Here is a 22,120-nt window from a genome sequence, read left to right as displayed (position 1 = left end):
ATGGACCGCCGCCTGACCCCCGCCAATGGCCGCGTCGCGGCGCTGGACCTGGCCGGGCAGGTCCGGGCCGAGCGTTACGTGCCGGGCGAAGAGGTGCGGGTGGTGCGGCCCGTGCTGGACCTGCTGGCGGCGCCGGGCGGCGCGCGCGAGCGGCAGCTTCTGATGGGCGAGGCGGTCGACCGCTTCGAGACGCGGGAGGGCTGGGCCTTCGTCCGCGCCGCGCGCGACGGCTATTGCGGCTATGTCGAGGCCGCGGCGCTGGGCGAGGCGCGCGCCGCGACCCATATCGTCGCCACGCCGGCCACGCATCTCTATGCCGAGGACGACATCAAGTCGCCCGACCGCGCGCATCTGTCCTTCGGCAGCCGGGTCACCGTGCTGCACGAGCTGAAGACCACCTTCGAGACGCCCGAGGGCTTCATCCCGAAAAAGCACCTGCGCGAGATCGACCGGCCTTTCACCGACCCGGTGACGGTGGCGCAGATGTTCTTCGGCACGCCCTATCTGTGGGGCGGCAATTCGCGGCTCGGCATCGATTGCTCGGGGCTGGTGCAGGCGGCGCTCCTGGCCTGCGGCATGCCCTGTCCGGGCGACAGCGACCTGCAGGAGAGCCTGGGCCGCGACGTGGCGGATGAGGCCCCGCAGCGCGGTGATCTGTGGTTCTGGAAGGGGCACGTGGCGCTGCTGGTCGATGCGGAGACGATCATCCACGCCAATGGCCACGCCATGGCCGTGACCTACGAGGATGCGCGAAAGGCCGCGCTCAGGATCGAGGCGCAGGGCGGCGGGCCGGTGACGCACAGGCGCAGGCTGTAAGGGGTTACTCGATCACCCGGAACCGGCGCGCCTCGAACACCTTGAGCACCTGTTTCAGCTCGTCGCCGCGCCGCAGCACCTGTCCTTCGGGACCGATCACCGCGAACTGCCCCTGCCGGTGGCGCAGCTTGGGGCGTTTCTCGATGCGGTAGAGCGGCGTTTCCGCGGTGCGGCGAAAGACCGAGAAGACGGCCATCTCGCGCAGGCTCGCGATCGCGTAGTCGCGCCATTCCCCGGCGGCGACCATGCGGCCATAGACCGACAGGATCGGCCCCAGCTCGGTCCGGTGAAAGGCGACCTGCTCCGGCAGGCGGCCCGGAAACGGCGTGGGGGGCTGAAGCGTCATGAATACAAAGTTACGCGGGCGATGCGGTAATTCAAGTGCGGCGGCCTCATCCCGGGCCGCGTCACGCGAATGCCGCGAAATCACCGCCCCTTCGTCCCCGGTCCACCGCAGCAAAGCCGCGAGTCGCTGGCACAAGGAGGTCAGCGGCAGGCAGCCCGCCCCATCATGGCGATAATAGCCCCCACCTGACCCATGGCGGGGCGGGGCCTGTCCGCAGACCCGGCCCGGTCATGCATCGTTCAGCCGCAATAGACGCGCGCGATCTGCTCCATGGCGTCGATCTCGAAATTGATCCGCGTGGGGCTGAAATCCATCGTCACCGCATCGCCCGGCCGGATCACCCGCACCTGTCCGAGAATCAGCTCGCGCTCCAGCGCGGTGGCGGGCGCGCCGACGAGGCGCTGCCGCTCGGCCGCGCCGCACGCCCCCGGATCGGCGGGGGCAGGCGTCGGAGTGGGAATGTGCGGCGCGGAGGCGCAGGCGGCGAGCAGGAGGGGCAGGATCAGGTATCGCATGGCACGAGCCTGACCCGCCGCGCGCCCCCGCACAAGACCCGCCGCGCGACCCCGCGCGAGACCCGCCGCGCACACCCATGTGAGCGGCCCGGGCCATTGATCTCGCCCGCGCTTTCCGCGACCCTGCCCGCCAATGCGCGCCAGCCCCCGGCGCGCGCCCATCACGGAGGTCATCCCATGCGCACACGTGCCGCCGTCGCCGTTCAGGCGGGCAAGCCGCTCGAAATCATGGACGTCAATCTCGACGGCCCCAAAGCCGGTGAGGTCATGGTCGAGATCAAGGCCACCGGTATCTGTCACACCGACGAATTCACCCTGTCGGGGGCCGACCCCGAAGGGCTGTTCCCGGCCATTCTCGGCCATGAGGGCGCGGGCGTCGTGGTCGAGGTGGGCGAGGGCGTGACCTCGCTCAAGAAGGGCGATCACGTGATCCCGCTCTACACGCCCGAATGCCGGCAATGCCCGTCCTGCCTGAGCCAGAAGACCAACCTGTGCACCTCGATCCGGGCCACGCAGGGGCAGGGTCTGATGCCCGACGGCTCGTCGCGCTTCTCGACGCTCGATGGCGATCCGATCCTGCACTACATGGGCTGCTCGACCTTCGCCAATCACACCGTGCTGCCCGAGATCGCGCTGGCCAAGGTGCGCGAGGACGCCCCCTTCGACAAGATCTGCTATATCGGCTGCGGCGTCACCACCGGCGTCGGCGCCGTCATCAACACCGCGCAGGTCGAGGTGGGATCGACGGCGGTGGTGTTCGGCTTGGGCGGCATCGGGCTCAACGTGATCCAGGGGCTGCGGCTGGCGGGCGCGGACATGATCATCGGCGTCGATCTCAACGACGACAAGAAGGAATGGGGTGAACGCTTCGGCATGACCCATTTCGTCAACCCCAAGGAGATCGACGGCGACATCGTGGCCCACCTGGTCAACATGACCAAGCGGCGCGGCGACCTGATCGGCGGGGCGGATTACACCTTCGACTGCACCGGCAACGTCACGGTGATGCGGCAGGCGCTGGAGAGCGCGCATCGCGGCTGGGGCGTGTCGGTGGTGATCGGCGTGGCGCCGGCCGGGGCCGAGATCGCGACCCGGCCGTTCCAGCTCGTCACCGGGCGAACGTGGAAGGGCACCGCCTTCGGCGGCGCGCGCGGGCGCACGGATGTGCCCAAGATCGTGGACTGGTACATGGAGGGGAAGATCGAGATCGACCCGATGATCACCCACAAGCTCAAGCTCGACGAGATCAACAAGGGCTTCGACCTGATGCATGCGGGCGAAAGCATCCGTTCGGTCGTGGAGTTCTGATCCCTTTGCGATCCCTGCCCGGTGGCCGGTTCCGACCGGCCACCGGGATGTTTCAAGCCGCGAAGACCGGCTCGAAACCGCCGAAGATCATCCGCTTGCCGTCGAACGGCACCTTGTCGGGGCCGAACGCCTCCCAGCGCGGGTCGCTCTCCATGCTGGCCATGCAGGCATCGCGCGCCGATTTGTCGGGCCATTCGATCCACGAAAAGACCACCGTTTCCTCCGGCGATTTCCTGACCGCCATCGGGAACGAGGTGATCTCGCCATCGGGCACGTCCACGCCCCAGCATTCGCGCATCGAAACCGCGCCGAACTCCTGAAAAAGGGGCCAGCACGCGCGCGAGAACGCGATGTAGTCATCCTTGCGGGCGTTTGGCACCGCGATGACGAATCCGTCGATGAAGCTCATGGGTCCGCTCCTCCTTGCCGGTCCGAACAGGACCGTGCCGCCATGCTACGCCCGGTCGCCCGAGTCCCGCAAACGAAATGTTCATGTTTCGTTCATATCCTTCGGGCGGCTTCGGCTTGACGCGGGGCTGTCGGGGGGCGATGGCCGATGCAGCCAATGATGGAGGCCCGAGATGCCCGAGACCCGTCCGCTCTACGCCGTGCTGATCGATGCCGACAACATCCCGGCGCGCTTTGCCAAGCCGATCCTCAAGGAGATCACCTCCTTCGGAGAACCGGCGCTGCGCCGGGTCTATGGCGACTGGTCGGCCGACCGGCTCAAGGGCTGGGCCGACAACGTGCGCGCGCTCGGCCTCGTGGCGCATCAGGAAACGGCCAACACCAAGGGCAAGAACGCCTCCGACATCGGTCTCGTGATCGACGCGATGGACATCCTGCACACGGGCCGGTTCGACGGCTTCGTGCTGGTGTCGTCGGATTCGGATTTCACCGCGCTGGCCAACCGCATCCGCGAGCAGGGGCTCGACGTGATCGGCATCGGCGAGGCCAAGGCGCCCGAGAGCCTGCGCAAGGTCTGCAACCGCTTCGTGCTGATCGAGAACCTGATCGACGAACCCGCGCCGCAAAAGACCGGCGAGCCCATGGGCGAAGCGCCCGCCCCCGCCGGCAAGAAGCCGCCTCTCGAGGCGGTGCCGCTGATCCTGCGCGCGATGGACAAGATCGAGCAGGACGACGACGAATGGTACCCGCTCGGGCCGATCGGCCAGTACATCACCGCCGACAACCCCGATTTCGACGTGCGCAGCTACGGCAAGCGCAAGCTGTCGGACCTGGTGCTCGATCTCAAGCGCTTCGAAACCCGCAAGCAGGGCAACCAGCTTCAGGTGCGGCGCAAGGACTAGGTGCCGTAGCGGGCGAGGAAGGTGGCGACCGCGCCATCGGCCACGCGGTCGCATTCCTCGGGCGTGAACTCCTGCGTGACGTTGAAGATCGCGCGATAGAACAGGTCGGCGCGGCACAGCTCGTGGAACTGGTCGGCAGCCAGCGCGAGATCGGCGATCTCCAGCTCGCCGCGCTCCACCGCCTGGCGCAGATAGTCCATCAGGTGGGCGCGGCCCATCTCGGGGCCGCTTTTGTAGAAGGCGCGGCCGATATCGGGAAACCGCGCGCTTTCGGCGACGAAGACCCGGAACATCCGCAGCCCGAAATCCGAGGTATAAAAGGCGATCTTGCGCCGCGCGGTGCGGCCCAGCACCTCGGCGGGCGGGCCGGAGGTGCGAATCTCGGCCATGGCGCTGTCGGCGTGACGCCGGCATTCGCTGCGCGCCACTTCGAGAAACAGCAGGCGCTTGTCGGGAAAATAGCTGTAAAGCGTGGCCTTCGACACGCCCGCCGCACGGGCGATGTCATCGACGCTGGCACCTTCGAAACCTTCTCCGAGAAACACCTCGCGGGCCCCGTGCAGCACCTGGTCGTATTTGCGACCCTTGCGGATCTCCTGCGGCTCGGCTGTCATCTTGTCTCCTGTGGAACGGCGCCACGATAGCCGCCCGGCCCGGCGGCGGCCAGCCATGACCCGGCGAAGGGTTGCGGGACGGGTGGGAACCGATAGATTGGAATCATTCTAAAGAAGGCCGCCGCCATGATTCCCGGTTTTTCCTCCCGTCGCAGGTTCAACGATCTCAGCGAGCAGGAGATCCTCGCGCTCGCCATCTCCTCGGAGGAGGACGACGCCCGGATCTACCGGCTTTATGCCGCGCGGCTGCGCGAGGGCTACCCCGCCTCGGCCGCGGTGTTCGACGGCATGGCCGCCGAGGAGGACGGGCATCGCCGCCAGCTGATCGCGCTGCACCGCGACCGCTTCGGCGAGGTGATCCCGCTCTTGCGGCGCGAGCACGTGGCGGGGTTCCATGCCCGCCGCCCGGTCTGGTTGATGGAGAATCTCGGTCTCGAGACGATCCGCGCGCAGGCCGCGCAGATGGAGCACGAGGCGGGGGCCTTCTATGCCCGCGCCGCCGCCCGCGCCCGCGATGCGGCGACCCGGACCCTGCTGGGCGATCTCGCCGCCGCCGAGGCCGGGCACCAAGACACCGCGCGGGCATTGGAGGAGGAGCACCTGACCGACGGCGCCCGCGCCGACGAGGATCACGCCGCGCGGCGGCAGTTCGTGCTGACCTATGTGCAACCCGGCCTCGCGGGGCTGATGGACGGCTCGGTCTCGACGCTGGCGCCGATCTTCGCCACCGCCTTTGCCACGCAGGACACGCACACCACGTTTCTCGTCGGGCTGGCCGCGAGCGTCGGGGCGGGCATCTCCATGGGCTTTACCGAGGCGGCTTCGGATGATGGGCAGCTGTCGGGGCGCGGCTCGCCGGTGAAACGCGGGCTGGCCACGGGCATCATGACCACGGTGGGGGGGGGCCTGGCCCGCGCTGCCCTATCTCATCCCGCATTTCTGGACCGCGACCATCACCGCCATCGTCATCGTCTTCGTCGAGCTGTGGGCCATCGCGTGGATCCAGAGCCGCTACATGGACACGCCGTTCTTTCGCGCCGCGTTTCAGGTGGTGCTGGGCGGCGCGCTGGTCTTTGCCGCCGGGGTGCTGATCGGCGGCGGCTGAGGCGGGTTGCGCCCGGCGCAGGCTTTGGCGAGACTGCCGCTTCGCAAGGGGAGGGCGCGATGACGAACGAGACCAAGGCATACAGGCCCGCACCGCTGCCCCGCAGGCCCGAGATGGACGACGCGGCGATGCAGACGGCCGCGCGGGCGCATTTCGACGCCATGGTGACGCGCCATTCGGTGCGCGATTTTTCCGACCGGCCGGTGCCGCGCGCGGTGATCGAAACCGCCATCGCCACCGCCGGCCGGGCGCCGTCGGGCGCCAACCAGCAGCCATGGCATTTCGTGGCGATCTCGGACCCGGCCATGAAGGCGAAGATCCGCGCCGCCGCCGAGGAGGAGGAGCGCGCCTTCTACGATGGCGGCGCGCCGGATGAATGGATCGCCGCGCTGGAGCCGATCGGCACCGGCGCCTCCAAGCCGCATCTCGACATCGCGCCGTGGCTGATCGTGGTCTTCGCGCAGCGCTGGGGCGTGCGCGAAGACGGGTCACGCTACAAGCATTACTACGTACCCGAAAGCGTCGGCCTCGCCACCGGTTTCCTGATCGGGGCGCTGCACCTGTCGGGGCTGTCGGCGCTGACCCACACGCCGAGCCCGATGAAGTTCCTCAACGATCTTTGCGACCGCCCGGTGGCCGAGAAACCGGTGATGATCCTTGCGGTGGGCCACCCCGCCTGGGACGCGACCGTCCCTGCGGCGGCGAAGATCAAGAAACCGCTCGACGAAATCCTCACGGTGATCGGGGCGCAGACGGAGACCACATGAAGACGATCAGCGAGAACACCTGTTTCGGCGGCGTGCAGGGGGTCTTTTCCCATGCCAGCGAAGCGACCGGCACCGAGATGACCTTTGGCCTGTTTTTGCCGATGGAGGCGCAGGAGGGCCCGGTGCCGGTGCTGTGGGTGCTGTCGGGCCTCACCTGCACCCACGAGAACGCGATGACCAAGGCGGGCGCGCAGCGCTGGGCCGCCGAGCAGGGCATCGCGCTGGTGTTCCCCGACACCTCGCCGCGGGGCGAGGGCGTGGCCGATGACGAAAGCTTCGACATGGGGCAGGGGGCGGGGTTCTATCTCAACGCCACCAAGGACCCGTGGGGGCACTACCAGATGTGGGATTACGTGGCCGAGGAGCTGCCCGCGCTGCTCGAAGGGCAGTTCGCCATCGACGAGGCGCGCCAGTCGATCACCGGCCATTCCATGGGCGGGCATGGCGCGCTGACCATGGCGATGCGGCTGCCGGGGCGGTATCGCTCGGTCTCCGCCTTTGCCCCGATCTGCCACCCGACCCAGAGCGAATGGGGCCGCCGCCAGTTCACCGCCTATCTCGGCGAGGACGAGGCCGCGTGGGCGCGCCATGACGCGACGCTCCTGATGACCAAGACCGGCTTCGACGGCCCGCTTCTGATCGACACCGGCACCGCCGACCAGTTCGGCGACAAGCTCGGCACCGAAGCCTTTGCCCGCGCCATGGCCGAACGGCGCCAGCCCGGCACGCTGCGGCTGCAAAAGGGCTATGACCACAGCTATTTCTTCGTGTCCTCCTTCATGGAGGATCACGTCGATTTCCACGCGCAGGCGCTCTGGTCATGATCTATGTCGACGCCGATGCCTGCCCGGTGAAGGCCGAATGCGAAACGGTCGGCACGCGCCACAAGGTGAAGGTGGCGATCGTGTCGAATGGCGGGCTGCGCCCGTCGCAGAACCCCTATGTCGAGACGGTGATCGTCCCCGAAGGGCCGGACGTGGCCGACATGTGGATCGCGGATCGCGCCAAGCCGGGCGACGTGGTGATCACAAACGACATCCCGCTTGCGGCGAAATGCGTGGAGGCGGGGGCGCAGGTGCTGCGCCACAACGGCGAGCCTCTGACGCGGGCCAATATCGGCAACGTGCTGGCGACCCGCGACCTGATGGCCGACATCCGCGCCGCCGACCCGTTCCGGCAGGGCGGCGGCAAGGGCTTTACCAAGTCCGACCGCTCGCGCTTTCTCGACGCGCTGGAGCGGGCGCTGCGCAAGGCGAGGACCGAAGGGGCGGGCTCATGACCATCGAGGCGGTGGTCTTCGACATCGGCAACGTGCTGATCGAGTGGAACCCGGAGCGGCTCTACGACGCCGAGATCGGACCGGAGCGCCGCGCCGCGCTGTTCGCGAGCGTCGACCTGCACGGCATGAACGAACGCGTCGACCTAGGCGAGGATTTTCACGCGCAGGTTTCGGCCCTGGCCGCGGCGCATCCCGGCTGGGGCGCCGAGATCATGCTCTGGCACGACCGCTGGATCGAGATGGCAAGCCCGGAGATCCCGCGCTCGGGGCGGCTCTTGCGGGCGCTCAAGGCGCGCGGGGTGCCGGTCTTCGCGCTGTCGAATTTCGGGGTGGAGACCTTCGAGATCGCGCGCGCCCGTTACCCGGTCCTCGCCGAGTTCGATGCGCTGTTCGTTTCGGGCCACCTGCGCATGGCGAAACCCGATGCACCGATCTACGACGCATTGGAGCGCGAGACCGGCGTGGCGCCGGGGCGGCTCTTGTTCACCGACGACCGCGCCGACAACATCGCCGCCGCCCATGCGCGCGGCTGGCGGACGCATCATTTCACGGGCCCCGACGGGCTGGCCGACAGGCTGGTCGCCGAGGGGCTGCTCACCGACAAGGACGCCGCATGACCGAAATCGTTCCCTTCGAGGCCGAGGCGAAGCTCGACTGGATCTCCATGGCCCGCGCGATCGAGGCCGGGCACGACCTGCCGCCCGCGCAGGTCACCGACACCTTCCTCTATCGCGGCGAGGACACGCTGCTGAACCGCTCCGCCTGGATCGAGGGGCTTGGCATCGCGGTCAAGGTCGCGTCGATCTTTCCGGGCAATGAGGGGCCGAGCGTCAATGGCGCGGTGACGCTGCTGTCGGACACCGACGGCACGCTCGAAGCGGTGGTGGATTTCCACCTCGTGACCAAGTGGAAGACCGCCGCCGACAGCCTGCTCGGCGCGATGAAGCTGGCGCGCCCCGACAGCCGCGAGATCCTGATCGTCGGGGCGGGCAACGTCGCCTCCTCGCTGCGCGAGGCTTACGGCGCGGCCTTTCCCGAGGCGCGCTTCACCGTCTGGAACCGCTCGCGCGGGGGCGCGGAACGACTTTGCGCGCAGCACCCGGATATCGAGATCGCCGAGGATCTGGAGCAGGCCGTGCGCCGCGCCGACATCGTCACCTGCGCGACCATGGCGAAGGCGCCTGTGGTGCGGGGCGACTGGCTCAAACCCGGCGCGCATCTCGACCTGATCGGAGCGTTCACGCCGCAGATGCGCGAGGCCGACGACCGGGCCCTGCAGCGGGCGCGGATCTTCGTGGACAGCCGGGCGACGACGCTCGACCACATCGGCGAGCTGAAGATCCCGCTGGAGGCGGGGGCGATTTCGCGCGCGGACGTGGTGGCGGAGTTTTCGGAGCCGGAGGCGTTCCGGCGCGAAAGCGACGAGGAGATCACCCTGTTCAAGAATGGCGGCGGCGCGCATCTCGACCTGATGGTGGCCCGGCATATCCTCGACCGCTGGCGGTCGGCCTGAAAAATGCTCCGCTGGCGGTCGGCCTGACCCCCCTCGCGCTGGCGGATCAGTCCGCCAGCCCCGGCTCGTCGAGCAGCGTTCGGCCCGCCCGGTCCTCGACCTCGATCACCCACAGATCGGGGTCGAAGCGTTTCTGCCGCTCGATCGTGGCGTCGACCTCGGCCTCGTCCCCCTCGGCCAGCACGATCCAGACCCGCGCGCCGGTCATCAGGTCGAGGCTGCGCTGGAAACATCGCGCCTGCCCGTCGAGCGTGTTGAGCTTGACCAGCACCGCCCCCGCCGTCTCGTCGCCCTTCGCGGTGACGAAGACGGGGATGTCGGCGAGCCGCAGCCGCGTCAGGTAGGCCGAGACCCAGATCCCGGCGGCCAGTCGGCTCAAGAATTGCCGTCCTTGAAATCGAGCCCCATCTCGGAATAGCGCTCGCGCTCCTCGAGCCAGTTGGGGCGCACCTTCACCTGCAAGAACAGGTGCACCTTGCGGCCCAGAAACTCGGTCAGCTCCTCGCGCGCGGCCTTGGAGACGGCCTTGATCGTCTCGCCGGCGCGGCCCAGCACGATGCCCTTGTGGCCCTCGCGGGCGACATAGATCATCTGGTCGACCCGGGCCGATCCGTCCTCGCGCTCCTGCCAGCTTTCGGTTTCGACCGTCAGCTCGTAGGGCAGCTCCTGGTGCAGCCGGAGCGTCAGCTTCTCGCGCGTCATCTCGGCGGCGATCATCCTGAGCGGCAGGTCGGCGAGCTGGTCCTCGGGGTAGAGCCACGGGCTTTGCGGCATCTGGCTGGCAAGCCACGCCTTGAGATCGGCGGCGCCATGGCCGCGCTCGGCCGAGATCATGAAGGTTTTCACGAAGGGATGCGCGTCGTTGAGATCCTGCGTCAGCTTCAGCAGATGCTCGGATTTCACCTTGTCGATCTTGTTGATCGCGAGCGCGACGGGCTTGGCGCCCAGCCGTTCGGGCAGGGCCTCGAGGATCGCCTTCACGCCATCGGTGATGCCGCGATGCGCCTCGACCAGAAGCACCACCATGTCGGCATCGGCCACGCCGCTCCACGCGGCGGCGACCATGGCGCGGTCGAGCCTGCGGCGCGGGCGAAAGAGGCCGGGCGTGTCGACGAAGACGATCTGCGCGCGGTCTTCCATCGCGACGCCGCGGATGCGGGCGCGGGTGGTCTGCACCTTGTGGGTGACGATCGACACCTTGGCGCCGACCATGCGGTTCAGCAGGGTCGATTTGCCGGCATTCGGCTCGCCGATCAGCGCGACGTAACCGGCGCTGGTCGGGCCGTCCGCGTCGTCGCCGCCCACCGGCGCGCCGGGCAGGCCGTCCTCGTGCAGCGTCCGGGGCGTTTCGCCCTGAGCGGCGTTCTGGCTCTCGTCGCCCTTCGGCGTCTCGTCGTGCTCGCTCATTCGCTCACCCGTTTGAGTAGCGCGGCTGCCGCCGCCTGTTCCGCCTGCCGTTTCGATCCGGCGGTGGCATTCTCCGATGGCCCGGAGGCCAGCTTCACCTCGATCGTGAAGACCGGCGCGTGGTCCGGTCCCTCCCGCCCGGTCTCGGCATAGACGGGCGGCGGCTCGCCGCGCGCCTGCGCCCATTCCTGAAGCGCGGTCTTGGGGTCGCGCGCGTCTTCCTCGACCCGCATCACCCGGTCGCCCCAGAGCCCGCGCACCACCCGCTTGGCGGCCTCGAAGCCCGCATCGAGATAGACGGCGGCGATCACCGCCTCCATCGCGTCGGCCAGAAGCGCCTCCTTGCGGCGCCCGCCCGATTTCATCTCCGACCGGCCCAGCCGCAGCACGGTGCCGATCTCGATCTCGCGCGCCACCTCGGCGCAGGTCTCGCGGCGCACCAGCGCGTTGAAGCGCGGCGCGATCTGGCCCTCGGTCGCAGAGCGGTCGGCGTCGAGCAGCGCCTCGGCCATCACGAGGCCGAGCACCCGGTCGCCGAGAAACTCAAGCCGCTGGTTGTCGTCGCGCATCGGCCCGGAGATCGAACCATGCGTGACGGCGCGCGACAGCAGCTCGGGGCGCTCGAACTCGTGACCCAGACGGGCCGCGAAGGCGCGCAATTCGGCGGATACCTTCACTCGACCGCCTTGAAGAAACGGTCCGACCGCCAGGTCCAGAAGGCCAGCATCGAACGCCCGGCGGAGGAGAACATGATCCGGTCGGCCCGGCCCACCAGATCCTCGAACGGCACGAAGCCGACGCCGCGCGCGCTTTGCGGCACCCGGCTGTCGGTCGAATTGTCGCGGTTGTCGCCCATGAAGAACAGATGCCCCTCGGGAACGGTGTAGACGCCGGTATTGTCCGACGATTGCGGGCCGATGTCGAGAATCGAGTGGCTGACGCCATTCGGCAGCGTCTGGGTGTAGCGGGTCTTTTCGCAGGTGGCGCCCATGCCGACCGCGCCGCCGCGGCAGCGCGGCAAAAGCCCCTGCGGCCCCTGGCGCTCCATCACCTCGGTGAAGGTGCCGGCGGGCTCGTGGCCGACCGCCTCGTCATTGATGAAGAGCCGCCCCTCGCGGACCTGCAGCCGGTCGCCCGGCAGGCCGATGGCGCGCTTGATGAAATCCTCGCCGGTCACGGGGTGGCGGAACACCACCACGTCGCCGCGCTCGGGGTATTCGCCCCAGAGCCGGTCATTGTCGCCCTTGGCCCAGCCGCAGACATCCTCGGCCGAGATGTCGACGCCGAGCGAGGCCAGCCGCACCGAGGGGCAGGAGGCGTAGGAATAGCCATAGGCCATCTTGTTGACGAAGAGGAAATCGCCGATCAGCAGCGTGTCCTTCATCGAGCCCGAGGGAATCCAGAAGGGCTGGAAGAACAGCGTGCGAAAGACGCCCGCGATCAGCAGCGCCCAGAACACCGTCTTGATGGTTTCCCAGACGCTGTGGGCGAAGCCGTGCTTCTCTGTATCGGATCTGCTGGCCATGCGGAGGGTTCCTCGGGATTTCGGCGCTACATGCGGGGGGCGGTGCGACAAGTCAAGGAAACCGCCAAGGGCCCCGTCTAGCCTGCCCTATGGCGCAAGGCCAGACCCAGCGCCGTCCCCGCGATCACGAGCGTGACCGTCCCGCCCGCCACGAAGGCCGCGCCGACCGAAACCGCCTCGGCCAGCGCCGCGCCCAGAAACGGCGCGACCAGAAGCGCGGCGGCGTTCGCGCCCTCCGACAGCGCCGAGACCCGGCCGACCCCGCCCGGCCCGGCGCCCGACTGGATCAGCGCCCGGTAGGGCACCAGCGACAGGGCCGACACCACGCCCGCAAGCCCGAACAGCGCCAGCAAGAGCCACAGCGGCGCGATCCAGCCCAGCATCTCGGCCAGCCCGAGACCGCCGAGGATCAACGCCGCGGCGGTGTTGCCCGCCGCGATCGTGGCAAAGGCGCCGCCGGTGCCGCGCGCCCCGCCGATCAACAGCCCGCCCAGCACGCCGCCCGCCCCCACCGCGGCAAGGCACAGCCCAAGCGCGGTCTCGTCCTGGCCGAGCGCCTTGACCAGCGGCGCGATCAGCGTGTCGTAAAAGAACATCGCGAAGAACCCGAGCGCCATCAGCGAGATCGCCGCGCGCAGCACCGGGCTGCGGCGCACCAGCCGCAGCCCTTCGGCGACGTCGTGCAGGATCGGGCGCGGCGGGCGGGCCGGGCCCTCGCGCTCGAACGGATCGAGCCGCGACAGCACCAGCCCCGCCAGCATCGACACGACGGCGTTGATGGCAAACACCCCCTGGGGGTCCAGAAACGCCAGCATCGCGCCGCCGAGCGCGGGCGCGACGATCTTGCTCGACTGGTTGATCGAATGGCTCAGCCCGTTGGCGAAGATGAGATCCGCCTCCATGGTCCGGGCCTGCAGCGCCGCCTGTTTGGCCGGCGTGAAGAAGGCGTCGGCGCAGCCGCGCGCGAAGATGATCGCCACCAGCACCGGCCAGTCCGGCGCGAGGATCAGCGCCGCGGTCGCCACCGCGCGGCCGATATTGGACCAGACCAGCACCCGGTTGAGGTCGAGCCGGTCGACCAGCGCCCCCGCGACGAGACCGACGGTGAGATAGGGCAGGCCGAGCCCGACCGCGAGCCACGCGAAGGCCTGCGTCGGTGCCGACCATGTGAAGGCCAGAAGCGCGGTCACGGCGACGAAGTCGAGCCAGTCGGCGAAATCGGCGGGCACCTGCGCCAGCAGCAGCGGCCCGAGACCGCGATTGCCACCGAGGCGCGCCCGCGTCGCCGCGAACATCAGCGCCCCGGGATCGGCCGCGCCTCGATCACCACGAAGGCCTGCGCCCAAGGGTGATCGTCGGTGAGCGTGACGTGGATGATCGCCTCGTGTCCCGCGGGGGTCATCGCATCGAGACGATCCTTGGCCCAGCCCGTGACCTCCATCACCGGCTGCCCGGTCGCGAGGTTCGACACCGCCATGTCCTTCCACGCGATGCCCATGCGCAGCCCGGTGCCGAGCGCCTTGGAACAGGCCTCCTTGGCGGCCCAGCGCTTGGCATAGGTGCCCGCCACGTCGCGGCGGCGCTCGGCCTTGTGCTGTTCGGTGTCGGTGAAGACGCGGTTGCGGAAGCGGTCGCCATGGCGCTCCAGCACGCCGGCGATGCGGTCGATATTCGCGAGGTCGGTGCCGATGCCGAGGATCATGGAGATATCGGTAGCTTCTGCGCAAGCGGCGCGCAACCTGCGTCCATGCCACGACAAGGCGCCGCCCCCGGGGGGACGGCGCGGATGGACCCGAAAGAGGCGCGGGCGTCAGGCGGCGTGGCGCTGTTTCTCCGAACGGGCTTCGGCGAGCGCCTTTTCCACGTCGGCGCGCTGGGTGCCGAGAAAGCTCCATTCCGGCTTGCCCGCCGTGGCCGCGATGGCCTCGTCATAGAGCTTCAGAAGCTGCTCCTCGCCGGTGATGATCTCGTCATAGACGGCCTCGTCATCGCCGGTCAGCGAATCCTTGAGCGCCAGCCAGCCGCGATGCGCGGCAGCCGCGGTGGAGCCGCTTTCGTTCACCTCGACGCCCTCGGCGCCGAGCTGGCGGTGGATCACGGTGTGGAACTGCTCGCGCTCGGCGATGCGGCGGTCGAAGAAACCGACGAAACCGCGCTCGTCCTTCACCTCTTCGCGCGACCGCTTGTAGCCGTCGCGGCTGTCGATGACGCGGGTATGAAGTTTCTTGAGGGTATCGATATGGTCGGCCATGTCGTGCCTCCGTCTTGTGTGGGTGCCCGCTCGGGGCGCTTGCACATACAACGCAAAGCTGCGCGGATCGGTCCTTTGAAAGCGCGAATTTTTCGGCTGCTCCCCCTGTGAAAAAAGGCTGTTCGCGTGGCAGGCCCGGTTGGGGACGAGCGGAGCCGTGCGGCATCAAGGCATGGCCTGATGCCGTCCGGGTTGCGCATGGCGGCATGGGCGGGGACGGCGCGATCCGGCATCGTGCATGACCGACCGGGCAAAGGGGGGTGAGTGGAGGCCCGGCCGGTCACGCGGACAGAACGGCTGGCGGCGGGTCGCGTTCCCGGGGCATCGGGCGGTCTGCGCGGGATCCTGCCGCCGTGCCGGCCTCCGGGCCGGGGCGGCGCGTTCGCGGCCCCTAGCGCAGCACCCGCCGTGCCGCTTCCATCCGGCGGCGCATCTCGGCGATGGCCGGTGACAGGCCGCGGAAGATCGCCTCGCCGATCAGGAAATGGCCGATGTTCAGCTCGCGGATTTCCGGCAGGCCCGCGATCGGCCCCACCGTGTCATAGGTCAGCCCGTGCCCGGCATGGACCTCGAGCCCGAGCGCATGGGCATGGGTGGCCATTTCGGTGATCTTCGCCAGCTCCGCGTCGCGCGTGGCGCTGTCGCCCGCGGCGTGGGCGTCGCAATAGGCGCCGGTGTGCAGCTCCACCACCTGCGCGCCGATCCGGGCCGCGGCGTCGATCTGGGGGCGGTCGGCGGCGATGAAGATCGACACCCGGCAGCCCGCATCGCGCAAGGGCGCGATGAAATGCGCCAGCCGGTTTTCGTCCTTCGCGACCTCCAGCCCGCCCTCGGTGGTGCGCTCCTCGCGCTTTTCGGGGACGATGCAGACCGCGTGCGGCGTGTGGCGCAGCGCGATCGCCTGCATTTCCTCGGTCGCGGCCATCTCGAAGTTGAGCGGCACCCTGAGCGCCGCCACCAGCGCCTCGATATCGGCGTCCGAGATGTGGCGGCGGTCCTCGCGCAGATGCGCGGTGATGCCGTCGGCGCCCGCCTCCTCGGCCAGCTTGGCGGCCCGCACGGGTGAGGGGGTGTCGCCGCCGCGCGCGTTGCGCACCGTGGCCACGTGGTCGATGTTCACGCCGAGTCTGAGGTCCGTCATGGGCTTGGGTCTCCTTTGCGGCGGCAGCCTAGCCCGGACCCGTGCCGTCGTCAGCCGGGATTTCGGGGTTTTTTCCCAAGGCCTGAAGCTTGGCGCGCAGCTTGCGGCGGCGGCGGTTCTGGTAGGCGGTGATCACCGGCACGAACAGCCAGTAGCAGGCGAAGGCCGAGATCAGCCCGGGCAGCAGCCCGCCGACGAGATAGGGCAGGAACACCTCGTGATAGAACAGCCCCAGCCCGTGCCAGTCGGCGCGTTCGGGGCCGAACAGCGCGCCGAGATTGCGCCACAGATCCTGACCCGCGGCGCCGAACTTGTCCATGAGCGAGGTTTCGATCCCCCGCCCGGGCGGACGGCCGAGGATGAAATACCCGGTCTGCAGGGCGACCACGCCGATCGGCACATAGGTGAGCGGGTTGCCGAAGAAGGTGCCGAGCAGCGAGGCCAGCATGTTGCCCCGGCCGATCTTGGCAAAGATCACCGCGATCACGAAATGCAGCCCGTAGAACGGCGTCCAGCTCGCCAGCACGCCGGCAAAGATGCCGCGGCCGATCTTCTCGGGCGTGTCGGGCAGGCGCTGCAGCCGGTGCTTGACGTAACCGAAGGCCCGGCGCCAGCCGCCGCGCGGATAGAGCGCCTCGGCCACCGCGCGGCCCACCGACCGCCTGTCGCGCCGCTTGAAGACCACCGCGCCGCCGATCAGGCCCCGGCCGCGGCGGCGGCCGATGGCGTGCCCGCGCGCGCCGGATCGCGGTGCCGTTCGATCGATGAGACGTGGGTTTCGGCCTCCAGCGCCGTCATCACCCTGTGCAGATGCTCGGCATCGCGCAGGTCCACGTCGACGAGAATGCGGTAGAAGTCGGGCTTGCGGTCGATGAAGGTCATGTCGGAGATATTGGCCGATTGTTCGCCGATCAGCGTGCAGATCCGCCCCAGCACGCCCGCGTCATTGGTCAGGGTCAGGTCGAGCCCGACCGTGTTGACCGCGGCGTGCGTGCCTTCCTGCCAGCGCAGGTCGACCCAGCGTTCGGGCTGTTCCTCGTAATGCGCCAGCGCCGGGCAGTCGATCGCGTGGACCACCACGCCCTGGCCGCGAAAGGTGATGCCGACGATGCGCTCGCCCGGCACCGGCTGGCAGCAGGGCGCGCGGCGAAAGCTCTGCCCGGCGGCGAGACCGGCGACGGCGCGTTCCTGCGCGATCTCCTGGGCGTCGCCGCGCGCGGCCAGCTCGGGGTAGAGCGCCTCGACCACCTCGCGGGTGGTGAGATCGGCGGAGCCGAGCCGCGCCAGAAGCTCGGTCGATCCGTCGAGCCCGAGCGTCTTGGCCGCCGTCCTGAGCGCCTTGTCGGTGGCCCGCCTGCCGACATTCTCGAAGGCCACGCGCACCAGCTCGGAGCCGAGCTTGACGAAGCGCTCGCGGTCCTCCTCGCGCAAACTCCGGCGGATCGCGGCCTTGGCCCGGCCCGTCACCGCGATCTCGATCCAGCTCGATTGCGGGCGCTGGCCGTCGGCGGTGATGATCTCGACCGACTGGCCGTTCTTCAGCCGGGTCCAGAGCGGCACGCGCAGCCCGTCCACCTTGGCGCCGACGCAGGCGGAGCCGATGCGGGTGTGGATCGCGAAGGCGAAGTCGATCGGCGTGGCGCCCCTGGGGAGCTTGATCACCTCGCCCTTGGGCGTGAAGCAGAACACCTGGTCCTGGTACATCTCGAGCTTCACGGCCTCGAGGAAATCCTCGTCGTCATGGCCGGTCTCGAGCCGCTCGGTCAGCTGCGCGATCCAGCGCGCGGGATCGACGGCAAAGCGGTTCTCGACCCGAAGACCGTCGCGGTAGGACCAGTGCGCGGCCACGCCGGTTTCGGCCACCTCGTGCATCTCGCGGGTGCGGATCTGCACCTCCACCCGCTTGCCGTCGCGGCCCGAGACGGTGGTGTGGATGCTTCGGTAGCCGTTGGATTTCGGCTGGCTGATGTAATCCTTGAACCGGCCCGGCACGGCGCGCCAGCGCTGGTGGATCACGCCGAGCACGCGGTAGGCGTCGGCCTCGCTGTCGGTGATGACGCGAAAGCCGTAGATGTCGGAGAGCCGCGAGAAGCCCTGGTCCTTTTCCTGCATCTTGCGCCAGATCGAGTAGGGCTTCTTGGCGCGGCCGAACAGGTCGGCCTCGATGCCCGCGCGGTCGAGCTCGGTGCGCATGTCCGAGGTGATCCGCTCGACCACGTCGCCGGCTTCTTTCTGAAGCATGATGAAGCGGCGGATGATCGAGTTGCGCGCCTCGGGGTTGAGCACCTGGAACGACAGGTCCTCGAGCTCCTCGCGCATCCACTGCATGCCCATCCGGCCCGCCAGCGGCGCGTAGATCTCCATCGTCTCGCGCGCCTTCTGGGCCTGCTTCTCGGGCCGCATGGAGCGGATCGTGCGCATGTTGTGGAGACGGTCGGCGAGTTTCACCAGCGTCACGCGCAGGTCGCGCGAGGTCGCCATGAACAGCTTGCGGAAATTCTCGGCCTGCTTGGTGCGGGTCGAGGAAAGCTGCAGGTTGGTCAGCTTGGTGACGCCGTCGACCAGCTCGGCGATCTCGCGGCTGAAGCGCGCCTCGACCATCGCAAACGAGGCACGGGTGTCCTCGATCGTGTCGTGCAAAAGCGCGGTGACGATCGTGGCGTCGTCCATCTGCTGGCGCGCGAGGATCTCCGCCACGGCGATGGGATGCATGAAGTAGGGCTCGCCCGACTTGCGGAACTGCCCCGCATGCATCTCTTCGCCAAAAGCGTAGGCGTCGCGGATCAGGGCGTCGCGGGTGGCCGGGTTATAGCTGCGGACCAGAGCGATCAGCTCGTCTGCGGATATCATCTGGGTCGTCCTACCCCCGGCCAAATGCGGGCTGCGATCAGCCCTCTTTCTGGACCTGCATCAGCTCACGCAGCAGGCGCTCTTCGCTCATGTCGTCCTCGGCCGGCTTGTCGGCTTCCTGGCTCATCAGCAGCGACATCGAATCGGCTTCGGGCTCGTCGACCTCGATCTGGGTCTGGTGCGCCTCGATCATCCGCTCGCGCAGATCGTCGGCCTGCTGGGTCTCGTCGGCGATCTCGCGCAGCGCGACGACGGGGTTCTTGTCGTTGTCGCGGGCCACCGTGAGCGGCGCGCCGGAGGTGATTTCGCGGGCGCGATGCGCGGCGAGCATCACCAGCTCGAACCGGTTCGGAACCTTGTCAACGCAATCTTCGACTGTCACGCGGGCCATCGGGCGACTCCCATCTGAAGTAGGGCAAAGGACCGCCGCACGCGGAATCGCGCGGCACGGCCTCGAAAGCGCACGCATACAGCGCGGCGGGGCGGAACACAAGGCGCGCGGCCAACGCGCCGGGGGCGGTCAGCCGAGCGGCGCCAGCTCCGCGCGCGCCTGCGCGGGCAGCGCGTCGCGCATCGCCATGACGTCGAGCCCGGTGACCGGGTGCCGCCAGCCCGGCGCCACCTCGGCCAGGGGCACCAGCACGAAGCCGCGATCCTGCAGCCGGGGATGCGGCAGAATCAGCCGGTCGGGCGCCTCGCGGCTCTGCCGCTCGAGCGGCAGGTCGCGCCAGAGCGTCCATCCGGCAAGGTCCGGCGCGATCTGCGCGCCGAGCGCCAGAAGGTCGAGATCGAGGCTGCGCGGCCCCCAGCGGGCCTGGCGTTCGCGGCCGAACCGGGCCTCGATCGCGTGCAGCGCGGCGAGCAGTTCCGCCGCCGGGCGATCGGTCTCGATCGCCATGGCGGCGTTGACGAAATCGGGGCCGCTGCCGGCCGGGAAGGCCGGGCTGCGCCACAACCGGCTCCGGCGGGCGCCGCGCCCGAGCCGCGCCACGGCCGCCATCGCGGCGCGCAGCGTCGCGGCGGGTGGGCCTTCGGGAGAGGCGGCGTTGGCGCCGAGCGCGATCAGGGCGCGGGCGGGGAAAGCGTCGCTTTGTTCGCTATGCGGCATTCTCTTGATTTCCCGGAATAAAAGGGGGCAGGTCTGGTGGGCGGCGCCGCGCCGTCCCGACCGGCCTCGGCGATACTCCAGCAAAGGGTTGTTAACAATGTTCTATCGCGACGAGAGGCTTGGGCTGTTCATCGACGGGGCCAACCTGCACGCCACCGGCAAGGCTCTCGGTTTCGATATCGACTACAGGCTGCTGCGCCAGGAATTTCTGCGCCGGGGGCGGCTGATCCGGGCCTATTACTACACCGCGCTGCTCGATGGCGACGAATATTCGCCGATCCGGCCGCTGGTGGATTGGCTGCAATACAACGGCTTCACCATGCGCACCAAGCCCGCGCGCGAATTCACCGACGCGCAGGGGCGGCGCAAGATCAAGGGCAACATGGATGTCGAGCTGACGGTCGACGCGCTCGATATCGCCGACCGGATCGATCACGCGGTGCTGTTTTCGGGCGATGGCGATTTCCGGCCCCTGGTCGAGGCGCTGCAGCGCCGCGGGGTGCGGGTGTCGGTGGTCTCCTCGATCCGCGCCACGCCGTCGATGATCGCCGATGAGCTGCGTCGGCAGGCCGACGATTTCATCGAGCTGGAGGAGCTGCGCGACGTGATCGGCCGCACGGCGCGCCAGCCCGGACCGGCGGCCGGGCGCGAGGACTGAACCGTCGCGGCGGCGTGGCTGGACCTCGCGGCCCGGAATGCTTAGCTGTGGCGGCATCGCAATCCACCGGCCCGTGCGCCCCGGAGGCCCTCCCGATGACCGACACCGCCCTGCCGCCCCTGACGCTCCACCTCGCCGCGCCGCGCGGCTTTTGCGCGGGCGTCGACCGCGCCATCAAGATCGTCGAGCTGGCGCTCGAGAAATGGGGCGCGCCGGTCTATGTGCGCCACGAGATCGTGCACAATCGCTACGTCGTGGACGACCTGCGCGCCAAGGGCGCGGTGTTCGTCGAGGAGCTCGACGAGGCGCCTGACGACCGGCCGGTGATCTTCTCGGCGCATGGCGTGGCCAAGTCGGTCCCGGCCGAGGCGGCCCGGCGCGAGATGATCCAGGTCGACGCGACCTGCCCGCTGGTAACCAAGGTCCATAACGAGGCGGCGCGGCATTCGGTCGAAGGGCTGCAGATGGTCATGATCGGCCATGCCGGCCACCCCGAGACGGTGGGCACGATGGGCCAGCTGCCCGAGGGCGAGGTGCTGCTCGTGGAGACCGAGGCCGATGTCGCCACGGTCGAGGTGCGCGATCCCGAGCGGCTTGCCTATGTCACGCAGACGACGCTGTCGGTCGACGACACGGCGGGCATCGTGGCGGCGCTCAAGGCGCGATTCCCGGCGATCAAGGGGCCGGGCCGCGAAGACATCTGCTACGCCACCACCAACCGCCAGGAGGCGGTGAAGGCGATGGCGCCCGATTGCGACGCGCTGCTCGTCGTGGGCGCGCCCAACTCCTCGAACTCCAAGCGCCTCGTCGAGGTCGGCGCCAAGGCGGGCTGCGGCTATGCGCAGCTGGTGCAGCGCGCCGCCGAGATCGACTGGCGCGCGCTCGACGGCATCCGCTCGCTCGGGCTCACCGCCGGGGCCAGCGCGCCCGAGGTGCTGGTGCAGGAGGTCGTGGACGCTTTCCGCGCCCGCTACGACGTCACCGTGAAGCTGGTCGAGACGGCGCAGGAAAACGTCGAGTTCAAGGTGCCGCGCATCCTGCGCGAGCCCGCATGATCCCGCCCGCGGCGCTGCTGCTCGGCCTGGCGGGCGTTCTGCCCTTTGCCTGGGGCGCGCTGAGCACGTGGTTTCCCGGCCTCGCGCCGGGCTGGCTGCCGCAGCGGCTCGCGGGGCCATACGTGCAGGTGTTCTACGGCAGCGTTATCCTGAGCTTCATGTCCGGCGTGCTGTGGGGCTTTGCCACCCGGGCCAAGGGCCGCGCGGCGGCGATCGGCTATGCCGTCTCGGTGATCCCGGCGCTTTGGGTGGCCTTTCTCGTCGGCGGCGGCTGGGAGCGGTCGAGCCTCGTGCTGATCGCGGGATTCATCGGCCTGCTGGCGCTCGATGCGGGCTTTGCCAAGCGCGGCCTCGCGCCCGGCTGGTGGCTGCGCCTGCGGCTGCTGCTCACCGGTCTCGTCGTGGTCTGCCTCGCGCTGCCGCTGGCCTGAGCGCGCGCGCCTTTTCACCATTCTCCAAATACGCATGGCCCGCGGCTGGCGGCGCGCGCCGCGCCGGGCCTCTCGCGCGGGGGCAGGCCGCGCGATTTGCGTATTTTCGGAATGGTGAAAG

General features: G+C 69.2%; 27 protein-coding genes and 1 pseudogene. 12 read left to right on the top strand and 16 right to left on the bottom strand.

The window, feature by feature from the left end; genetic code table 11:
• Positions 1-816 carry a C40 family peptidase gene (locus LOKHON_RS02820; protein WP_017927922.1) on the top strand — a complete coding sequence of 272 codons (816 nt, stop codon included), beginning with the start codon at positions 1-3 and terminating at the stop codon, positions 814-816.
• Positions 817-820: 4 nt separating this feature from the next.
• Here the strand turns inward: LOKHON_RS02820 and LOKHON_RS02815 are convergent, their stop codons facing one another.
• On the bottom strand, positions 821-1,162 hold the full coding sequence (locus LOKHON_RS02815) for a DUF2794 domain-containing protein (RefSeq protein ID WP_017927923.1): 342 nt from the start codon (positions 1,160-1,162) through the stop codon (positions 821-823).
• Between the two features lie 239 nt (positions 1,163-1,401).
• Entirely contained in the window at positions 1,402-1,677 is a 276-nt protein-coding gene (locus tag LOKHON_RS02810) for an I78 family peptidase inhibitor (protein ID WP_017927924.1), read from the bottom strand.
• Positions 1,678-1,854: 177 nt separating this feature from the next.
• On the opposite strand from LOKHON_RS02810, the gene LOKHON_RS02805 reads away from it, so the two are divergent.
• On the top strand, positions 1,855-2,985 hold the full coding sequence (locus LOKHON_RS02805; protein ID WP_017927925.1) for an S-(hydroxymethyl)glutathione dehydrogenase/class III alcohol dehydrogenase: 1,131 nt from the start codon (positions 1,855-1,857) through the stop codon (positions 2,983-2,985).
• A gap of 52 nt (positions 2,986-3,037) precedes the next feature.
• On the opposite strand, the gene LOKHON_RS02800 is transcribed toward LOKHON_RS02805, so the two are convergent.
• A complete protein-coding gene (locus LOKHON_RS02800) occupies positions 3,038-3,394 on the bottom strand; it encodes a DUF1428 domain-containing protein (RefSeq protein ID WP_017927926.1) in 357 nt (118 codons plus the stop codon).
• Positions 3,395-3,566: 172 nt separating this feature from the next.
• Here LOKHON_RS02800 and LOKHON_RS02795 point away from each other — a divergent pair, with 172 nt between their 5' ends.
• Positions 3,567-4,295 carry an NYN domain-containing protein gene (locus tag LOKHON_RS02795; protein WP_017927927.1) on the top strand — a complete coding sequence of 243 codons (729 nt, stop codon included), beginning with the start codon at positions 3,567-3,569 and terminating at the stop codon, positions 4,293-4,295.
• On the opposite strand, the gene LOKHON_RS02790 is transcribed toward LOKHON_RS02795, so the two are convergent.
• A complete protein-coding gene (locus LOKHON_RS02790) occupies positions 4,292-4,909 on the bottom strand; it encodes a TetR/AcrR family transcriptional regulator (protein ID WP_017927928.1) in 618 nt (205 codons plus the stop codon). The two genes, LOKHON_RS02795 and LOKHON_RS02790, sit on opposite strands and share 4 nt — an antisense overlap.
• Positions 4,910-5,035: 126 nt before the next feature.
• Here LOKHON_RS02790 and mbfA point away from each other — a divergent pair.
• From mbfA to LOKHON_RS02760, 6 genes and pseudogenes are all read left to right on the top strand, one after another.
• Positions 5,036-6,014, top strand: a pseudogene (gene mbfA, locus LOKHON_RS02785) (iron exporter MbfA).
• A 59-nt stretch (positions 6,015-6,073) separates the two neighbouring features.
• Positions 6,074-6,781 (top strand): nitroreductase family protein, encoded by a 708-nt coding sequence (locus LOKHON_RS02780; RefSeq protein WP_017927930.1) that lies wholly within the window; start codon positions 6,074-6,076, stop codon positions 6,779-6,781.
• Positions 6,778-7,605 carry an S-formylglutathione hydrolase gene (fghA, locus tag LOKHON_RS02775; RefSeq protein ID WP_017927931.1) on the top strand — a complete coding sequence of 276 codons (828 nt, stop codon included), beginning with the start codon at positions 6,778-6,780 and terminating at the stop codon, positions 7,603-7,605. The genes LOKHON_RS02780 and fghA overlap by 4 nt, the downstream gene beginning before the upstream one ends.
• Positions 7,602-8,060, top strand: a complete 459-nt coding sequence (locus LOKHON_RS02770; RefSeq protein WP_017927932.1) for a YaiI/YqxD family protein — start codon at positions 7,602-7,604, stop codon at positions 8,058-8,060. Before fghA ends, LOKHON_RS02770 begins: the two co-directional genes overlap by 4 nt.
• On the top strand, positions 8,057-8,677 hold the full coding sequence (locus tag LOKHON_RS02765; protein ID WP_017927933.1) for an HAD family hydrolase: 621 nt from the start codon (positions 8,057-8,059) through the stop codon (positions 8,675-8,677). The genes LOKHON_RS02770 and LOKHON_RS02765 overlap by 4 nt, the downstream gene beginning before the upstream one ends.
• Positions 8,674-9,573 carry an ornithine cyclodeaminase family protein gene (locus LOKHON_RS02760; protein ID WP_017927934.1) on the top strand — a complete coding sequence of 300 codons (900 nt, stop codon included), beginning with the start codon at positions 8,674-8,676 and terminating at the stop codon, positions 9,571-9,573. The genes LOKHON_RS02765 and LOKHON_RS02760 overlap by 4 nt, the downstream gene beginning before the upstream one ends.
• Before the next feature lie 46 nt (positions 9,574-9,619).
• On the opposite strand, the gene LOKHON_RS02755 is transcribed toward LOKHON_RS02760, so the two are convergent.
• The 12 genes from LOKHON_RS02755 to folK all read right to left on the bottom strand — a co-directional run bounded on the left by LOKHON_RS02755 (position 9,620) and on the right by folK (position 19,855).
• The gene (locus LOKHON_RS02755) at positions 9,620-9,952 is read right to left on the bottom strand and encodes a DUF1491 family protein (protein WP_017927935.1); all 333 of its coding nucleotides are present in this window, start codon (positions 9,950-9,952) and stop codon (positions 9,620-9,622) included.
• On the bottom strand, positions 9,949-10,980 hold the full coding sequence (gene era / locus LOKHON_RS02750) for a GTPase Era (RefSeq protein ID WP_017927936.1): 1,032 nt from the start codon (positions 10,978-10,980) through the stop codon (positions 9,949-9,951). The genes LOKHON_RS02755 and era overlap by 4 nt, the downstream gene beginning before the upstream one ends.
• Positions 10,977-11,657: a ribonuclease III gene (gene rnc, locus LOKHON_RS02745; RefSeq protein WP_017927937.1), complete on the bottom strand. Its 681-nt coding sequence runs from the start codon at positions 11,655-11,657 to the stop codon at positions 10,977-10,979. Before rnc ends, era begins: the two co-directional genes overlap by 4 nt.
• Positions 11,654-12,505, bottom strand: a complete 852-nt coding sequence (gene lepB, locus LOKHON_RS02740; RefSeq protein ID WP_017927938.1) for a signal peptidase I — start codon at positions 12,503-12,505, stop codon at positions 11,654-11,656. Before lepB ends, rnc begins: the two co-directional genes overlap by 4 nt.
• A 77-nt stretch (positions 12,506-12,582) precedes the next feature.
• Positions 12,583-13,800, bottom strand: a complete 1,218-nt coding sequence (locus LOKHON_RS02735; protein ID WP_017927939.1) for an MFS transporter — start codon at positions 13,798-13,800, stop codon at positions 12,583-12,585.
• Positions 13,800-14,207, bottom strand: coding sequence for a holo-ACP synthase (acpS, locus tag LOKHON_RS02730; protein WP_017927940.1), 408 nt, complete (start codon positions 14,205-14,207; stop codon positions 13,800-13,802). Before acpS ends, LOKHON_RS02735 begins: the two co-directional genes overlap by 1 nt.
• 108 nt (positions 14,208-14,315) lie before the next feature.
• Positions 14,316-14,756 (bottom strand): PA2169 family four-helix-bundle protein, encoded by a 441-nt coding sequence (locus tag LOKHON_RS02725; protein ID WP_017927941.1) that lies wholly within the window; start codon positions 14,754-14,756, stop codon positions 14,316-14,318.
• Positions 14,757-15,147: 391 nt separating this feature from the next.
• Entirely contained in the window at positions 15,148-15,897 is a 750-nt protein-coding gene (locus LOKHON_RS02720; protein ID WP_017927942.1) for a pyridoxine 5'-phosphate synthase, read from the bottom strand.
• 28 nt (positions 15,898-15,925) lie between these two features.
• The gene (locus tag LOKHON_RS02715; protein WP_017927943.1) at positions 15,926-16,582 is read right to left on the bottom strand and encodes a DUF2062 domain-containing protein; all 657 of its coding nucleotides are present in this window, start codon (positions 16,580-16,582) and stop codon (positions 15,926-15,928) included.
• Between the two features lie 11 nt (positions 16,583-16,593).
• Positions 16,594-18,747, bottom strand: coding sequence for a RelA/SpoT family protein (locus LOKHON_RS02710; RefSeq protein ID WP_017927944.1), 2,154 nt, complete (start codon positions 18,745-18,747; stop codon positions 16,594-16,596).
• Between the two features lie 37 nt (positions 18,748-18,784).
• A complete protein-coding gene (gene rpoZ / locus LOKHON_RS02705) occupies positions 18,785-19,138 on the bottom strand; it encodes a DNA-directed RNA polymerase subunit omega (RefSeq protein ID WP_017927945.1) in 354 nt (117 codons plus the stop codon).
• Positions 19,139-19,267: 129 nt separating this feature from the next.
• Entirely contained in the window at positions 19,268-19,855 is a 588-nt protein-coding gene (gene folK, locus LOKHON_RS02700; protein ID WP_017927946.1) for a 2-amino-4-hydroxy-6-hydroxymethyldihydropteridine diphosphokinase, read from the bottom strand.
• Between the two features lie 97 nt (positions 19,856-19,952).
• Between folK and LOKHON_RS02695 the strand changes: the two genes are divergently transcribed.
• From LOKHON_RS02695 to LOKHON_RS02685, 3 genes are all read left to right on the top strand, one after another.
• Positions 19,953-20,513 (top strand): LabA-like NYN domain-containing protein, encoded by a 561-nt coding sequence (locus LOKHON_RS02695; RefSeq protein WP_017927947.1) that lies wholly within the window; start codon positions 19,953-19,955, stop codon positions 20,511-20,513.
• Positions 20,514-20,608: 95 nt separating this feature from the next.
• The gene (gene ispH / locus LOKHON_RS02690) at positions 20,609-21,568 is read left to right on the top strand and encodes a 4-hydroxy-3-methylbut-2-enyl diphosphate reductase (RefSeq protein WP_017927948.1); all 960 of its coding nucleotides are present in this window, start codon (positions 20,609-20,611) and stop codon (positions 21,566-21,568) included.
• Positions 21,565-21,999: a DUF3429 domain-containing protein gene (locus tag LOKHON_RS02685; protein WP_017927949.1), complete on the top strand. Its 435-nt coding sequence runs from the start codon at positions 21,565-21,567 to the stop codon at positions 21,997-21,999. Before ispH ends, LOKHON_RS02685 begins: the two co-directional genes overlap by 4 nt.
• Positions 22,000-22,120 lie beyond the last annotated feature (121 nt).

Origin of the sequence: Limimaricola hongkongensis DSM 17492, assembly GCF_000600975.2 — a bacterium.
GTDB lineage: Bacteria > Pseudomonadota > Alphaproteobacteria > Rhodobacterales > Rhodobacteraceae > Limimaricola > Limimaricola hongkongensis.
Note: the sequence above shows the minus strand (reverse complement) of the source record. Positions and strands in the feature narration are given on the sequence as shown.

What these genes read in the sequence shown, in the direction of transcription:
- fghA (WP_017927931.1), top strand. Translation starts at nt 6,778, where the DNA reads ATGAAGACGATCAGCGAGAACACCTGTTTCGGCGGCGTGCAGGGGGTC.
- LOKHON_RS02820 (WP_017927922.1), top strand. Translation starts at nt 1, where the DNA reads ATGGACCGCCGCCTGACCCCCGCCAATGGCCGCGTCGCGGCGCTGGAC.
- LOKHON_RS02795 (WP_017927927.1), top strand. Translation starts at nt 3,567, where the DNA reads ATGCCCGAGACCCGTCCGCTCTACGCCGTGCTGATCGATGCCGACAAC.
- LOKHON_RS02725 (WP_017927941.1), bottom strand. Translation starts at nt 14,756, where the DNA reads ATGGCCGACCATATCGATACCCTCAAGAAACTTCATACCCGCGTCATC.
- rpoZ (WP_017927945.1), bottom strand. Translation starts at nt 19,138, where the DNA reads ATGGCCCGCGTGACAGTCGAAGATTGCGTTGACAAGGTTCCGAACCGG.
- LOKHON_RS02720 (WP_017927942.1), bottom strand. Translation starts at nt 15,897, where the DNA reads ATGACGGACCTCAGACTCGGCGTGAACATCGACCACGTGGCCACGGTG.
- LOKHON_RS02710 (WP_017927944.1), bottom strand. Translation starts at nt 18,747, where the DNA reads ATGATATCCGCAGACGAGCTGATCGCTCTGGTCCGCAGCTATAACCCG.
- LOKHON_RS02780 (WP_017927930.1), top strand. Translation starts at nt 6,074, where the DNA reads ATGACGAACGAGACCAAGGCATACAGGCCCGCACCGCTGCCCCGCAGG.
- LOKHON_RS02765 (WP_017927933.1), top strand. Translation starts at nt 8,057, where the DNA reads ATGACCATCGAGGCGGTGGTCTTCGACATCGGCAACGTGCTGATCGAG.
- LOKHON_RS02685 (WP_017927949.1), top strand. Translation starts at nt 21,565, where the DNA reads ATGATCCCGCCCGCGGCGCTGCTGCTCGGCCTGGCGGGCGTTCTGCCC.
- LOKHON_RS02810 (WP_017927924.1), bottom strand. Translation starts at nt 1,677, where the DNA reads ATGCGATACCTGATCCTGCCCCTCCTGCTCGCCGCCTGCGCCTCCGCG.
- folK (WP_017927946.1), bottom strand. Translation starts at nt 19,855, where the DNA reads ATGCCGCATAGCGAACAAAGCGACGCTTTCCCCGCCCGCGCCCTGATC.
- LOKHON_RS02695 (WP_017927947.1), top strand. Translation starts at nt 19,953, where the DNA reads ATGTTCTATCGCGACGAGAGGCTTGGGCTGTTCATCGACGGGGCCAAC.
- era (WP_017927936.1), bottom strand. Translation starts at nt 10,980, where the DNA reads ATGAGCGAGCACGACGAGACGCCGAAGGGCGACGAGAGCCAGAACGCC.
- LOKHON_RS02735 (WP_017927939.1), bottom strand. Translation starts at nt 13,800, where the DNA reads ATGTTCGCGGCGACGCGGGCGCGCCTCGGTGGCAATCGCGGTCTCGGG.
- LOKHON_RS02800 (WP_017927926.1), bottom strand. Translation starts at nt 3,394, where the DNA reads ATGAGCTTCATCGACGGATTCGTCATCGCGGTGCCAAACGCCCGCAAG.
- LOKHON_RS02770 (WP_017927932.1), top strand. Translation starts at nt 7,602, where the DNA reads ATGATCTATGTCGACGCCGATGCCTGCCCGGTGAAGGCCGAATGCGAA.
- ispH (WP_017927948.1), top strand. Translation starts at nt 20,609, where the DNA reads ATGACCGACACCGCCCTGCCGCCCCTGACGCTCCACCTCGCCGCGCCG.
- LOKHON_RS02815 (WP_017927923.1), bottom strand. Translation starts at nt 1,162, where the DNA reads ATGACGCTTCAGCCCCCCACGCCGTTTCCGGGCCGCCTGCCGGAGCAG.
- LOKHON_RS02805 (WP_017927925.1), top strand. Translation starts at nt 1,855, where the DNA reads ATGCGCACACGTGCCGCCGTCGCCGTTCAGGCGGGCAAGCCGCTCGAA.
- acpS (WP_017927940.1), bottom strand. Translation starts at nt 14,207, where the DNA reads ATGATCCTCGGCATCGGCACCGACCTCGCGAATATCGACCGCATCGCC.
- LOKHON_RS02760 (WP_017927934.1), top strand. Translation starts at nt 8,674, where the DNA reads ATGACCGAAATCGTTCCCTTCGAGGCCGAGGCGAAGCTCGACTGGATC.
- LOKHON_RS02790 (WP_017927928.1), bottom strand. Translation starts at nt 4,909, where the DNA reads ATGACAGCCGAGCCGCAGGAGATCCGCAAGGGTCGCAAATACGACCAG.
- lepB (WP_017927938.1), bottom strand. Translation starts at nt 12,505, where the DNA reads ATGGCCAGCAGATCCGATACAGAGAAGCACGGCTTCGCCCACAGCGTC.